Source organism: Klebsiella sp. CN_Kp097, assembly GCF_040064495.1.
Lineage (GTDB): Bacteria > Pseudomonadota > Gammaproteobacteria > Enterobacterales > Enterobacteriaceae > Klebsiella > Klebsiella aerogenes.
The window spans coordinates 362,545-375,563 of record NZ_JBEAIL010000002.1; the positions used below are offsets into that span (position 1 = coordinate 362,545).

Genomic DNA, 13,019 nt, shown 5'->3' on the forward strand with positions numbered 1-13,019 from the left:
CGGTATGGCGAACGATCAGGAAGTGAAGTACCTGGTACCGGGTCTGGAGCGCGGTTTACAACTGCTGCTGGCGTTTGGCGAACAGCATCGCGATCTGACCTTTGCCGAGCTGCATCGGCTGGTGGATATGCCGAAAGCGACCGCCTATCGCGTGGTGCAGACGCTGGAATATATGGGCTTTCTCGAGCGCAATGCCCGCACCAATACCTTTTCGCTGGGCATGAACGTTCTGCGTCTGGGCTTTGAATATATCGCCTCACTGGATGTCGCTCAGGTGGGTCAGCCGGTCATCGAGCAACTACGCGATATCAGCCAGTGCAGCAGCCATCTGGCGATCCGCGACGGCCGCGACATTATCTACATCGCCCGCGTCAGCGCCGCCGGTTCGCGTATCAATCAGGTCAGCGTCGGAACGCGGCTACCGGTGCACTGCACCTCGCTTGGCCGCATGCTGCTGACCGATGTTTCCCGCAGCGAGTTTGAACAATTGTTCCCGAATGAACGTCTGCCGGGCAATACGCCGGGCCAGCTGTACGACCGCGAAGCGCTGTGGCAGATGGTGCAGCAGGATAAAGCCCGCGGCTACGTGATTGGCGAATCGTTCTATCGCCACGGCATCTCATCGATTGTCTATCCGGTCTTTGACCGCAGCGGCCGGGTGGCGGCGGTCGTCAGCATTCTGGTGCCGTCGGACGAGATCCCACAAAGCGATCGCGAACGGTTGCAGAACGACGTCAGTATGGCAGCGGACAAAATTTCCGGCTTCCTCGGATATTTGTCACAGGCAAGTTAAATCAACAACTTAACAGCAGGCGCTTGATTGCGTCGGGCATGTTTTACGCCCAAATTCGGGCGACTGAACGGTAAAGAGGCGACGAATAATGAGTATTACCGGAATTGAAAAGCTGGAATTTGGCGTAGACGACCTGAACCACAGCGCCAAATTTATGCGCGATTTTGGCCTGACCGGCGACGCCAGCGGCCGCGCGTTTACCACCCTCAGCGGCGCGCGGGTCGAACTTAACCCGACCGATGCCGCCGACCTGCCGCCAGCCTTTGAGGCCGGCAACACCCTGCGTCGCATGACCTGGGGCGTGGCGGATCGGGCGGCGCTGGATGCGCTGCGCCCGAAGATGGAACGTCAGCCCGCTTTCCGTGAAATCGACGGCGCGCTGGAGTGCCGCGATCCCAACGGTATGACGCTGCGGGTGCAGGTTAGCCAGCAAACGGCGGTTGAACTGAACGTTGAACCGATCAACCAGTGGGGCGATGTGCGTCGCATCGACACCCCGAGCCCGGTGTACGACCGCGCGCAGCCGATTAACGTCGGCCACGTGGTGTTCTTCGTGGAAGAACTGGCGGCGGTGGAAAGTTTCTATCGCGAAGTACTCGGCTTCCAGGTGTCAGACCGCTACATCAATCGCGCGGTGTTCCTGCGCTGCGGCGTACGCGGCGGACACCATAACCTCTTCTTATTGCAGTTGCCCAACCGCAAGCGCGGGCTAAACCACGTCGCGTTTACCGTACGGGATATTCATGAAGTGATCGGCGGCGGCATTGCGATGAATAAAAACGCGTGGAGCACGTTTATCGGTCCCGGCCGCCATCCGGTCTCCTCGGCCTACTTCTGGTATGTCAACAGCCCGACCGGCGGCGCTTTTGAGTACTACACCAACGATGACTATCTGACGGAAAACTGGCAGCCGCGCGAGCTGGAGCATTCACTCGTGTCCTTTACCGAATGGGCGGTGGAAGGCGGTATCGATCACGATACCCGTCGCCAGCAGAAAAAACCGGAGGCGGTATGACGGCGCGGATAGTCATTATCGGCGGCGGCCAGGCTGGCGGCTGGGCAGCGAAAACGCTGCGTGATGAAGGGTTTAGCGGCGAGATTTGCGTGGTTGCCGAAGAGCAATGGGATTTTTACGAGCGCCCGCCGCTGTCGAAAGCGGCATTGCTGGAGGCCGAACCGGCGCTGCCGCGGTTATTCAGCGCCGAGGCGCAACAGGCGCTGGATCTGCGCTGGTACCGCCCGCTGCGCGCGGAATCGATCGACCGGCAAAATAAAACCCTGGCGCTGAGCAACGGCGAAACGCTGGCGTACGACCAACTGCTGATCGCCACCGGCGGCCGCGCGCGGCTGCCGTCCGAGGCCTGGGCGCAGCATCCGCAGGTCTATACCCTGCGCCACTGGCAGGACGCGCAGCGTCTGAAGCAGCGGCTGGCATCGGCAACGCGGCTGGCGATCGTCGGCGGCGGCTGGATTGGCCTCGAAATCGCCGCCTCGGCGCGCAAAAGCGGCGTAGCCGTGACCCTTTATGAACAGCAGCCGGCGCTGTGCATGCGCTCGGTCAGTATGGAGGTCTCGCAGGCGCTGGATGAGTTGCATCGCGGGCAGGGCGTTGATATTCGCCGCGGCTGCGGCGCGCTGGAGCTGGAAGATGATAACGGCCTGCCGACGCTGCACTGCGATGGCCAGCGGGAAACCTTCGACGCGGTGGTGGTGGGGATCGGCGTCGATCTGAATCTCGAACTGGCGCGCGATGCCGGGCTCACTGTCGAGCGCGGAATTGTCGTCGATGCCCAAGGGCGCAGCAGCGATCCGGCGATTTTCGCCGCCGGCGATGTCGCCCAGCACCATCAGTACGGCCTGTGCATTCAGTCGTGGGCCTTTGCGCAAAATCAGGCGATCGCTACGGCGAAAGCGATGCTCGATCCGCAGGCCAGTGGCTACGACGAGGCGCCGTGGCTGTGGTCGGATCAATACGATCGCAATATCCAGATCCTGGGGATCCCGCAGGCTGGCAGCCGCACCATCGTGCGTGACGAGCCGCAGGGCGCGCTCTACTTCTCGCTGAATGCCGATGGACGTTTAACGCAACTGGTGGCCTTCAATAATGCACGTACCGTGAAGCTGGCGAAGCGCTGGATGGCGGCGGGGAGGGATCTCTCTGACGTCCCGCTCGCTGACCCGACTTTCTCGCTGATGTCATTGCGATAATTAACGCGAACCCTTAAGGGGGAGAAATGACCACATTAGAGACTAACGCCGCGCCTGCTGAGGCGAGCGGCGAGGGCGTCCGCACGCCTGAAAAGGCGGTTCGTTGGGCCATTCCGCTGTCGCTGCTGGCCTGCGTACTGTTGGCGTTTTTCGACAAAATCAGCATCGCCGCGCTGTTTTCCGATAGCCATTTCCAGCAGGCGATGGGGATCGATTTCGATACCACCCGGCTGGGCATTTTGATGAGCGCCTTTCTGTTGAGCTACGGCTTCTCGTCAGTGTTGTTAAGCGGTCTTGGCGACAGGATTGCGCCGCTGCGCTTGCTAACTGGAATGATGGTGGTGTGGTGCATCCTGATGGTGATCATGGGCTTCACCCACAACTACGCGCTGATGGTGACGCTGCGCATCCTGTTGGGTATTGCTGAAGGGCCGCTGTTCCCGTTGGCGTTCGCCGTGGTGCGCCACACTTTCCCGCAGCGGCTACAGGCTCGCGCCACCATGCTGTGGCTGCTTGGCACGCCGGTTGGCGCGGCGCTGGGTTTCCCGCTGTCAATTTGGCTACTCAATACCTTCGGCTGGCAGAGCACCTTTTTCGTGATGGCGATGCTGACGGTACCGGTGCTGATTTTTGTGCGCATCGGGCTGCGCGGCGTGCAGCTGGAGGCGAAAGTCGGCAGCGATAAAACGTCGCAGGAAGCACGCCGCAGCGCGCGTCGCGAGCTCTTCGTGAGTCCGCATTTCTGGATGATCTGCATTTTCAACATCGCCTTTCTCGCCTATCTGTGGGGGATCAACGGCTGGCTGCCGGGCTACCTGATTAAAGGCAAAGGCATTCATCTGGAACACGCCGGCTGGCTGTCGTCGATGCCGTTTATCGCCATGCTGCTGGGCGAAATTATCGGCGCCTGGCTGTCCGACCGCGTCGATAAGCGCGCCGCCGCCTGCTTTATTTCCCTGGCGGGCGCCGGAATCGGGCTGGCGGCGGTGATGCATTTTAGCGCGCCGTTGCCGGTGATCGCGGCGATGAGCTTTAGCACCTTTATGTGGGGCACCGGCGCGCCAAACATTTTCGCGCTGCTGGCTAAAGCGACCCATCCACGGGTCAGCGCCACGGCGGGTGGAATTTTCAACGGGCTGGGAAACTTTGCCGGGGCGCTATCGCCGGCGGTGATGGGCGCGCTTATCGCCTTCACCCATAGCATGGATTCCGGGCTGATTTTTCTGGCGGTGATGGCGGCGGTGGGCTGCGCCCTGTTACTGCCGCTGCTGAGACGTTACTGAGGATAAAACGATGACTGATTCAACCGTAACTGCAAAACAGAGTTTGAAACCTGACCATCTGACGATGGAAGAGTGGGTGGAGTCGCGTATCGCGCGCTTTGAAGGCCGTAAATACGACTGGAATGCGCTGAAATTCCAGGCCGATTTCGATCCGAAATATCGCCGCGCGCAGATGCGCTACATCGGCACCGGCGCCACCGGCGTCGCCAGTGATACCAACACCGTTCCGGCCGAGCACTTCACCTTCTCCACCATGGTGTTGCCGTCCAAATGTGAAGGCCCGCTGCACCTGCATGATGACGTAGAAGAGGTGTTCTTCATGCTCAAAGGGCAGATCACCCTGATGATTCAGGACGGCGACAACTATACCGAAACCGTGCTGCGCGAACGCGATCTGATCTCGGTGCCGCCTGGAATTTACCGCGGTTTGTTTAACCACGGCGAAGAAGAGGCGCTGATGTGCGTGATGCTTGGCACCCATAAGCCGCATATTCCGACCTACCCGGAAGATCACCCGCTGGCAAAAGTAAAACGTAACTAAGGGGCAATGATGACGGGTTTTCGTGAACAAGGAAGCGGTATTCCGCTGACGCTGTTGCACGGCATCAGTTCCGGCGCGGCCTCCTGGCATAAACAGATGACGCTGCCCGGCTACCGCGTGCTGGCCTGGGATATGCCCGGTTATGGCGAGAGCCCGATGCTGGCGGCAACGCCGGCGGTTGCCGGTGATTACGTCGACGCCCTGGCGCGAATGCTGGACCGCGCTGGAGTAGAGCAAACCATACTGGTCGGCCATTCGCTGGGCGCGCTGGTGGCGGCCGCCTTCGCCGCGAAATACCCGCAGCGGGTGCTTTACCTGGTGCTCGCCGACGTCGCGCAGGGCTACGGCCAGGCGGAAGCCGCACAGCGGGAAAAAGTCTGGCAGGGACGTCAACAGCAGATGGCGCTGGGCGGTGAGGCGATGGCGCAGGGGCGGGCGGCAAAACTGCTGCGCCCCGGCGCGCGCGAAGCCGATGTGGCGACGGTGGCGGCAGGTATGCGCAGGCTGCGTAGCGAAGGCTATCTCGCCGCCGCCTGGATGCTGGCGCATGACGACATCCACCGCTGGCTTGCCGACTATCGCGGTCGTCTCTCGGTGTGGTGCGGCGAGCAGGATGCCATTACCCAACCGGAGCTGGTGCAGGGAGTGGCGCTGCGTTACGGCGCACCTTACATCGCCATCCCGCAGGCTGGACATGCCAGCTATCTCGATAACGAAACCTTTTTTAATCAACAGCTTTTACGCATTGGGGAAGAGGTGCGCGATGAATGCACAAATTGAAGGACGCGTCGCGGTAGTCACCGGCGGCTCGTCAGGGATCGGCTTTGAAACGCTGCGCCTGCTGCTGGGCGAAGGGGCGAAGGTCGCGTTTTGTGGCCGCAACCCGGATCGGCTGGCCAGCGCCCATGCGGCGTTGCAAAACGAATATCCAGAAGGCGAGGTGTTCTCCTGGCGCTGCGACGTACTGAATGAAGCGGAAGTTCAGGCCTTCGCTGATGCGGTCGCCGCGCGTTTCGGCGGCGCCGACATGCTGATTAATAATGCCGGGCAGGGCTATGTCGCCCACTTCGCCGATACGCCGCGCGAGGCCTGGCTGCACGAAGCCGAACTGAAACTGTTCGGCGTGATTAACCCGGTAAAGGCCTTCCAGCCGCAGCTTGAACAGTCGGATATCGCCTCGATTACCTGTGTGAACTCGCTGCTGGCTCTGCAGCCGGAAGAGCACATGATTGCCACCTCTGCTGCCCGCGCCGCGCTGCTCAATATGACGCTGACCCTGTCGAAAGAGCTGGTGGAGAAAGGCATCCGCGTGAATTCCATCCTGCTGGGAATGGTCGAATCCGGGCAGTGGCAGCGCCGTTTCGAAAACCGCAGCGATAAGAGCCAGAGCTGGCCGCAGTGGACCGCCGATATCGCCCGCAAACGCGGGATCCCGATGGCGCGCCTCGGCAAACCGCAGGAACCGGCACAGGCGTTGCTATTCCTCGCTTCGCCGCTGGCCTCCTTTACCACCGGCGCGGCGCTGGACGTTTCCGGCGGTTTCTGCCGCCATCTGTAAGGAAAGATGATGAAAAAGGTCATGTTAATCGGCTATGGCGCGATGGCTCAGGCGGTGATTGAACGCCTGCCGCCGCAGGTGACGTTGGGTTGGATCGTCGCCCGCGAATCGCATCATGCGGCGATCCGCCAGCAGTTCGGCCACACGGTAACGCCGCTTACCGATCCGCTGCAATGCGGCGGGACGCCGGATCTGGTGCTGGAATGCGCCAGCCAGCAGGCGGTCGCGCAGTACGGCGAAGCGGTGCTGGCGCGCGGCTGGCATCTGGCGGTGATCTCGACCGGCGCGCTGGCGGACAGCGAACTGGAACAGCGTTTACGTCAGGCGGGCGGCAAGTTGACGCTGCTGGCTGGCGCAGTAGCCGGGATTGACGGCCTGGCGGCGGCCAAAGAGGGGGGGCTTGAACGAGTGACCTATCAGTCGCGTAAAAGCCCGGCCAGCTGGCGCGGCAGCTATGCCGAACAGCTTATCGACCTCAGCGCGGTCAATGAAGCGCAAATTTTCTTCGAAGGCAGCGCCCGCGAGGCGGCGCGGCTATTCCCGGCAAATGCCAACGTGGCGGCAACCATCGCGCTGGGCGGTATCGGCCTTGACGCGACCCGAGTACAGCTGATGGTCGATCCGGCGACGCAACGCAACACCCATACGCTACACGCCGAAGGATTGTTCGGCGAGTTTCACCTGGAGCTGAGCGGCCTGCCGCTCGCCAGCAATCCGAAAACATCGACCCTCGCGGCACTGAGCGCGGTACGCGCCTGCCGTGAACTGGCATAACGCAGAGAGGCTGAGATGGACGAATTAGACATTTTTATCGGCGGCCAGTGGCGTCGCGGCGGCGGCAATTTGATGCACAGCCAGTTTCCGGCGGATGGCGCTATTAACGCGGCGCTGCATGCGGCAAGCCTTGATGATTTACAGGAGGCGATCGACTGCGCCGACCGCGCCTGGCGGGAGCCAACGTGGCGGGCGATGCTGCCGCATCAGCGAGCGAAGATCCTGCATAAAGTCGCCGATCTGATTGAAGCACAGCTTGATGCGCTCACCCAAAAGCAGAGCCGCGATAACGGTAAACCGCTGGCGGAAGCGCGAGGGCTGGTGATGAGCGCGGCGGGGACGGCGCGCTATTTTGCCGCCGCCTGCGAGTTACTGGAAGGCGAGCTGCCGACGCCGCGGCAGGCGGATCTATTGACTCTGAGCCGCTATGAGCCGTTGGGCGTGGTGGCGGCGATCACCCCATGGAACTCGCCGATCGCCAGCGAAATGCAGAAGGTGGCCCCGGCGATCGCCGCCGGAAATGCGGTGATCCTCAAACCGGCGGAAGCCACGCCGCTCATGGCGCTGGAGCTGGCGAAGATCTTTGAGCAGGCCGGTTTACCCGCCGGACTGCTGAGCGTGCTGCCGGGTAAAGGATCGATTATCGGCGATGCGCTGGCCCGCCATCCTAAGGTGCGCAAAATTTCCTTTACCGGCGGCACCACCACCGGGCGTCACCTGGCGCACGTGGCGGCGGAAAAGCTGATCCCGGCGTCGCTGGAGCTGGGCGGTAAATCGCCGACCATCGTGCTGGAAGATGCCGATATCGAACAGGCGGCGCGGGGCATCTGCTACGGCATTTTCAGCTCCGGCGGTCAGGCCTGCATTGCCGGCTCGCGTCTGTTTGTCCATGACAAAGTGTATCCGCAATTAATGGCCCGTCTGCTGGAGTTAACCCAAGGGCTGCGGGTTGGTCATCCGTTCAGCGCTGGCACCCATGTCGGGCCGCTGATCAACGATAAACACCGCCAGAGCGTGCTGGAGTACGTCGAGCTGGCGAAACGCGAAGGCGGCAGCGTGCTATGCGGCGGCGAGATCCCGGCGGATCCGGCACTGGCGGCGGGGAGCTATTTCCTGCCGACCATCATTGAAGGGCTGAACAATCAAGCCCGCGTTTGCCAGGAAGAGATCTTCGGGCCGGTGTTGGTGGCAATGCGTTTTCACGATGAAGCGGCGCTGATCCGCGAGGCCAATGATTCGGTCTTCGGGCTGGCGGCGGGGATCTGGACGCGCGATACCGGCCGCGCGCTGCGTCTGAGCGAGCAACTGGAAGCCGGTACGGTGTGGATCAACACCTACAAAGTTTTCTCCATTTCGACCCCGTTTGGGGGCTTTAAAGAGAGCGGTCTGGGCCGCGAAAAAGGGATCCAGGGGCTGAAAGCCTGGATGCAACAAAAGAGCATTTATCTGGCGACGGGTAATAGCGTCAACCACTGGTGCGACTGAGAAAGGGTGAGCAATGAGCGAAATGATAACCGTCGGCGATGCCATCGCCAGAACGCTTGAGCAGTATCACGTTGAAGCCATTTATGGCGTCATTTCTATCCATAACCTGCCGATCGCCGACGCCGTCGGCCAGCGGGAAAAAATCCGCTTTGTTCCGGCGCGCGGTGAAGCGGGCTCGGTGACCATGGCTGACGCCCACGGCCGTTTTTCCGGGCTCGGCGTGGCGCTGACCAGTACCGGCGCGGGCGCGGGTAATGCGGTCGGCGCGCTGGTTGAGGCGATGAACGCCGGTACGCCGCTGCTGCACCTGACCGGACAGGTCGAAAAAGCCTGGCTGGACGCCGACACCGGTTTTATTCATGAAACCCGCGATCAGTTGACCTTCCTGAAAGCCAGTTCGAAGCGCGCTTACCGCATTAGCAACGCCAACCAGGCGGTGGCTATCCTGCATAAGGCGATTCAGGAGGCGCAGACGCCGCCGTGCGGCCCGGTCTCGGTGGAAATTCCCATCGATATTCAGAGCGCCAAAATTCCGCTTTCACTGCTGACCGCGCCGTTGAAACGCGCTCCGGCGGTTGAGCCGGAAGCGTCGCTGGTCGATGCGCTGTGGGAGCAGCTTAAGCAGGCGAAGCAGCCGCTGCTGTGGCTTGGCGGCGGCGCGTTAGGGAGCGGCGAGGCGGTGAAGACGCTGGCGGATGCCGGGGTGACGGTGATTTCCAGTACCCACGGCCGCGGCATTCTGGCGGACAGCCATCGCGCTAGCCTACGCGCGTTTCATAATTCTCCCTCGGTTGAAGCGCTGATTTCACAATGTGATTTCACACTTGTGGCCGGTTCCCGGCTACGCAGTAACGAAACGCGCTCGTGGACGCTGGAACTGCCAACGCCGCGGGTGCAGATTGATATCGACCCGGCGGCGGCCAGCCGTAACTACCTGATGGACAACACGGTGGTGGCGGACTGCCGCGCTTTATTAGCGGCGCTGGCAGCGCGGGTGCAGGGCCGGATGTGGGGCGATGCGCGTTGGGATAGCCAGCTTAAAGCGGCGGTAGAGGCGGCGGAGCAGGGGCTGCGCGACCAGTGCGGCGCTTACGCTAAATTGAATGACGCGATTGCGCAGGCGCTGCCCGATGACGGCATCCTGGTGCGCGATATTACCGTTTCCGGCAGCCTGTGGGGCAGCCGTCTGTTCCGCGCTCACGGCCCGCTGATGAATATCCATTCTCTGGCCGGCGCCATCGGTATGGGGCTACCGATGGCGGTGGGTACCGCGATTGCCAATCCGCAACGGAAAGTGGTCGGCCTGGTCGGCGACGGCGGCCTGAGCCTCAACCTTGGCGAACTGGCGACTCTGGCGCAGGAGAAGGCCAACGTGACGCTGTTGATTATGAACGATGGCGGCTACGGCGTGATGCGCGGTATTCAGGATAAGTACTTTGGCGGCCGCCAGTATTACAACGAGCTGCACACGCCGGACTTTACCCTGTTGGCGCAGGCGATTGGCCTGCAGGCGTGGAGCGTGGAACGCGCGGAGGATTTCCAGGCGGTGATGACCGAGGCGCTGGCGATGCCGGGGCCATCGGTGGTGGAAGTGAAAATGGGCCAGATTGGCGCGCTGCGCTTTGCCGGCCCGCCGCAGAAGACGCTGTATTAATGATAACCCAGTGACCCCAACCCTCTCCCTTCCGGGGAGAGGGTACCGCACGGCACAGGGGGTTAATCAAGGCGCCGGACGGTTGCTCCTGCGCGCCGGGAGAGGGCCGGCTCACAGGAGAGGGTTCATTACACGGTTAAAACACGTTAAACGGATATTCGACGTAGAACCGCACTTCATTACCGCTGACGTTATAGTCGCTGGCGTTGCTGGAAACGCGCAGCATCGAATAGCGGAGTTTCAATTTCAAATCTTTCGCCATGCCGTTTTGCACCTGGTACTGCACCTGGTTGAACCATTCGTGTTCTTTGCCGTTGCTGGTCTCGGCGGTTTTAATGTTATCGCCGCGAACGTAGGCGGTGGTCCAGCTCAGGCCCGGTACGCCCAGTCCGGCAAAATCCAGGCCATAGGAGGCCTGCCAGGAACGCTCATCCTCGCCGTTAAAATCTGACCAGTAGGAGTTAGCCAGCCAGATGGTGTTACCGCCATCGCCGACGCCGCCCTGATTCTGATACCCGCCGTAGTGGTAGCCGGTGCTGCCGCTGCTTTGCTGGTAAGCGACTTTAAAGGTATGAATATCCCAGATATAGCTGGCGGCCAGGCTCCAGATGCTGTTGCTGCGCCCGGTGTCATTGGCGTCGGCATACTCTTGATCTAAGCGCGAGTTATAGCCGTTGAAATCAAGAATCAGCTGCTGGTCGGCGGCGAACGGCTGCTTGTAGTTCAGGCCGAGATACTGCTTATTCAGCACGTCCTCGACGTGCGAAGCGTAAAGCGCGCCGCTAAGCTGGTCGTTGAATTGATAGCTGGCGCCGCCAAAGGTCAGGCTCTTCAGGCCGCTGTTGTGGCTGTCGTCGCTTTTGCGCTGCTGATCGGTGAAATACCCGGCGTTAATTTCCAGGCCGTCGATTTCTCTTGAGGTCAGCATGGTACCGGTATAGCTCTCATACAGCAGCCGCGAGTCATCGGCGTAGACGATGGGCAGCATCGGGCGCTGGCTGCCGTAGCTGAGTACGGTATTCGAGAAGCGCATTTTAGCGGTACCGCCAAATTTTGCTAAATCGGACTTCGCGCGGCCATCATCATCCTGGGCGAAAAAGTCGATACCGCCCGCGCCGCTGCGGCCGCGGCCGCCGTCGAGGCGCACGGCGTACTGTGCAATGCCGTCAACGCCGAAGCCGACCGGCCCTTGAGTAAAGCCGGATTCGAAGGTAGCGATGATACCCTGACCCCATTCGGCTTTATCCGGCAAACCATCGCGATAATCGCGTTTGATATAAGCATTACGTAAAAATAGATCCAGGTGGCTGTCTTCAATAAAGCCCTGACTGGTAGATTGTTGGCTGGCGAAAGCCGGCGCGGCGGCAATAATGCCAAGTGCGAGTAATGGTAATTCTTTTTTCACTGAGGGCACTTCTCTGTCTGTCGATATATTCAAGGGAATCACTGCCAGTCAGATATTCTCCTGAAATAATGTCGAAAGCAATCATTGTGTGAGCAGTTATTGCAGCCGGAAACAGGCTGTATGGCGCATGAGCCGTGCGCCAGGTAGTAAGGGGTGGACTATTTATTATTCGGGTAAAGACGATTCTGGAAGCCAGATAGTGTGCGGCCTTTTTAATTTACCAAATAATATATTTCTGAATCGCCGGGCATAAAATAATTGGCTGTGATGCGCTGTGATAATAATTAACGGTTTGTGCGCTTAAATTATCAATTGATGCGGCTAAATATTTTTACGGGTATATAAAAAAGGGAGGCAATAATGCCTCCCGCTGTCGCTTATTTAATACCGTCGGCCTTCATGCGATCGCGAATATGCTGCGCGCGGGTTTCCGATGCCGGGTGATCGTCAAACATGGAGCTCTGACGGCCGGCTTCCAGCTTGGCCAGTTTTTCGAAGCTGGTGGCCAGTCCCGATGGATTGATGCCGCGTTTACGCAGCAGGTCGTAAGAGTAGTCGTCCGCTTCCGACTCCTGGCGCTGGGAGAACTGCGAGTTCACCAGTTTTTCGCCGAGATCGCCCAGCTGCGACTGCGACAGGCTACCGACGATACCACCAGCGGAGGCCGCCGCCGCGCGCACGGCGTTGGTGCCCAGCGCGACCTGCATCCCTTTCTTCACGTGGCCCAACGCAACGTGGCCCATTTCGTGGCCGATAACCGCTTCCACTTCATTATCGTTCATCAGGTCCATCAGGCCGCTATAAACGCGGATGCAGCCGTTGGCCATCGCGAAGGCGTTGACGTCTTTTGTTTCATAAACCTTGTAGTTGACCGGCTGACCGTTGATGTTATCGCCCAGCGCCGCGGCAATCTTGCTCAGGCGTTTGCTGTACTCGCTGCTGGCCGGAGAAATAGTGGCTTTGGCGTCCATCTCTTTACACGCCTGGTCACTTAAGGTTTTTACCTGTTCGTCGCTAAGAGAGTAGGCCTGGAATGCTTCCGCGCCCGAGCTCAGCAGGGCGTTGGAGTTCATGTTCTGACATCCGGTTAACGTTGCTGCGATCCCGAAGGCAAGAAGGGTTGAGCGAATTTTCATTTTTATCTTCCACAATCTTATGGTTTTTTATCTGAATAATGGGCGACGACGGACCCGCCTCGTCCTGTGCAAAGTATAAATAGTATCTCATGATCCGGGCGAGTGGATTCCGCGGCAGCACAACGTGTTCCAGAGATTTCTTAATGGGCAAAAGGATGCTCCATGTACATGCTTTGTCGCTT

General features: G+C 60.2%; 12 protein-coding genes. 10 read left to right on the top strand and 2 right to left on the bottom strand.

Going from position 1 to position 13,019, the window contains the following annotated elements; all coding sequences use genetic code 11:
• The first annotated feature begins 4 nt into the window (after nucleotides 1–4).
• The 10 genes from ABLV07_RS03990 to ABLV07_RS04035 all read left to right on the top strand — a co-directional run bounded on the left by ABLV07_RS03990 (nucleotide 5) and on the right by ABLV07_RS04035 (nucleotide 10,296).
• The gene (locus ABLV07_RS03990; protein WP_015703447.1) at nucleotides 5–793 is read left to right on the top strand and encodes an IclR family transcriptional regulator; all 789 of its coding nucleotides are present in this window, start codon (nucleotides 5–7) and stop codon (nucleotides 791–793) included.
• A gap of 88 nt (nucleotides 794–881) precedes the next feature.
• The gene (locus ABLV07_RS03995; RefSeq protein ID WP_004211386.1) at nucleotides 882–1,808 is read left to right on the top strand and encodes a VOC family protein; all 927 of its coding nucleotides are present in this window, start codon (nucleotides 882–884) and stop codon (nucleotides 1,806–1,808) included.
• The gene (locus ABLV07_RS04000; protein WP_015703445.1) at nucleotides 1,805–3,001 is read left to right on the top strand and encodes an FAD-dependent oxidoreductase; all 1,197 of its coding nucleotides are present in this window, start codon (nucleotides 1,805–1,807) and stop codon (nucleotides 2,999–3,001) included. Before ABLV07_RS03995 ends, ABLV07_RS04000 begins: the two co-directional genes overlap by 4 nt.
• A gap of 26 nt (nucleotides 3,002–3,027) precedes the next feature.
• Nucleotides 3,028–4,284, top strand: coding sequence for an MFS transporter (locus tag ABLV07_RS04005; protein WP_015703444.1), 1,257 nt, complete (start codon nucleotides 3,028–3,030; stop codon nucleotides 4,282–4,284).
• Nucleotides 4,285–4,294: 10 nt separating this feature from the next.
• Nucleotides 4,295–4,825, top strand: coding sequence for a cupin domain-containing protein (locus ABLV07_RS04010; protein WP_004152888.1), 531 nt, complete (start codon nucleotides 4,295–4,297; stop codon nucleotides 4,823–4,825).
• A gap of 9 nt (nucleotides 4,826–4,834) precedes the next feature.
• The gene (locus ABLV07_RS04015) at nucleotides 4,835–5,605 is read left to right on the top strand and encodes an alpha/beta hydrolase (RefSeq protein WP_348853333.1); all 771 of its coding nucleotides are present in this window, start codon (nucleotides 4,835–4,837) and stop codon (nucleotides 5,603–5,605) included.
• Complete coding sequence (locus ABLV07_RS04020; protein ID WP_015703442.1) at nucleotides 5,589–6,383, top strand: SDR family oxidoreductase; 795 nt, start codon at nucleotides 5,589–5,591, stop codon at nucleotides 6,381–6,383. The genes ABLV07_RS04015 and ABLV07_RS04020 overlap by 17 nt, the downstream gene beginning before the upstream one ends.
• Nucleotides 6,384–6,392: 9 nt before the next feature.
• Nucleotides 6,393–7,157: an aspartate dehydrogenase gene (locus tag ABLV07_RS04025; RefSeq protein WP_047080350.1), complete on the top strand. Its 765-nt coding sequence runs from the start codon at nucleotides 6,393–6,395 to the stop codon at nucleotides 7,155–7,157.
• A 15-nt stretch (nucleotides 7,158–7,172) separates the two neighbouring features.
• Nucleotides 7,173–8,642, top strand: a complete 1,470-nt coding sequence (locus ABLV07_RS04030; RefSeq protein ID WP_020077964.1) for an aldehyde dehydrogenase — start codon at nucleotides 7,173–7,175, stop codon at nucleotides 8,640–8,642.
• Nucleotides 8,643–8,655: 13 nt separating this feature from the next.
• A complete protein-coding gene (locus ABLV07_RS04035) occupies nucleotides 8,656–10,296 on the top strand; it encodes a thiamine pyrophosphate-binding protein (protein WP_087867500.1) in 1,641 nt (546 codons plus the stop codon).
• 136 nt (nucleotides 10,297–10,432) lie between these two features.
• Here ABLV07_RS04035 and ABLV07_RS04040 read toward each other — a convergent pair whose 3' ends face one another.
• Together ABLV07_RS04040 and ABLV07_RS04045 are read right to left on the bottom strand one after the other, a co-directional pair.
• On the bottom strand, nucleotides 10,433–11,701 hold the full coding sequence (locus ABLV07_RS04040) for an OprD family outer membrane porin (protein WP_290344745.1): 1,269 nt from the start codon (nucleotides 11,699–11,701) through the stop codon (nucleotides 10,433–10,435).
• Nucleotides 11,702–12,078: 377 nt separating this feature from the next.
• Complete coding sequence (locus ABLV07_RS04045; RefSeq protein ID WP_290344746.1) at nucleotides 12,079–12,837, bottom strand: M48 family metallopeptidase; 759 nt, start codon at nucleotides 12,835–12,837, stop codon at nucleotides 12,079–12,081.
• Between the last annotated feature and the right edge of the window lie 182 nt (nucleotides 12,838–13,019).

What these genes read in the sequence shown, in the direction of transcription:
- ABLV07_RS04020 (WP_015703442.1), top strand. Translation starts at nt 5,589, where the DNA reads ATGAATGCACAAATTGAAGGACGCGTCGCGGTAGTCACCGGCGGCTCG.
- ABLV07_RS04005 (WP_015703444.1), top strand. Translation starts at nt 3,028, where the DNA reads ATGACCACATTAGAGACTAACGCCGCGCCTGCTGAGGCGAGCGGCGAG.
- ABLV07_RS04030 (WP_020077964.1), top strand. Translation starts at nt 7,173, where the DNA reads ATGGACGAATTAGACATTTTTATCGGCGGCCAGTGGCGTCGCGGCGGC.
- ABLV07_RS04010 (WP_004152888.1), top strand. Translation starts at nt 4,295, where the DNA reads ATGACTGATTCAACCGTAACTGCAAAACAGAGTTTGAAACCTGACCAT.
- ABLV07_RS03995 (WP_004211386.1), top strand. Translation starts at nt 882, where the DNA reads ATGAGTATTACCGGAATTGAAAAGCTGGAATTTGGCGTAGACGACCTG.
- ABLV07_RS04015 (WP_348853333.1), top strand. Translation starts at nt 4,835, where the DNA reads ATGACGGGTTTTCGTGAACAAGGAAGCGGTATTCCGCTGACGCTGTTG.
- ABLV07_RS03990 (WP_015703447.1), top strand. Translation starts at nt 5, where the DNA reads ATGGCGAACGATCAGGAAGTGAAGTACCTGGTACCGGGTCTGGAGCGC.
- ABLV07_RS04000 (WP_015703445.1), top strand. Translation starts at nt 1,805, where the DNA reads ATGACGGCGCGGATAGTCATTATCGGCGGCGGCCAGGCTGGCGGCTGG.
- ABLV07_RS04045 (WP_290344746.1), bottom strand. Translation starts at nt 12,837, where the DNA reads ATGAAAATTCGCTCAACCCTTCTTGCCTTCGGGATCGCAGCAACGTTA.
- ABLV07_RS04025 (WP_047080350.1), top strand. Translation starts at nt 6,393, where the DNA reads ATGAAAAAGGTCATGTTAATCGGCTATGGCGCGATGGCTCAGGCGGTG.
- ABLV07_RS04035 (WP_087867500.1), top strand. Translation starts at nt 8,656, where the DNA reads ATGAGCGAAATGATAACCGTCGGCGATGCCATCGCCAGAACGCTTGAG.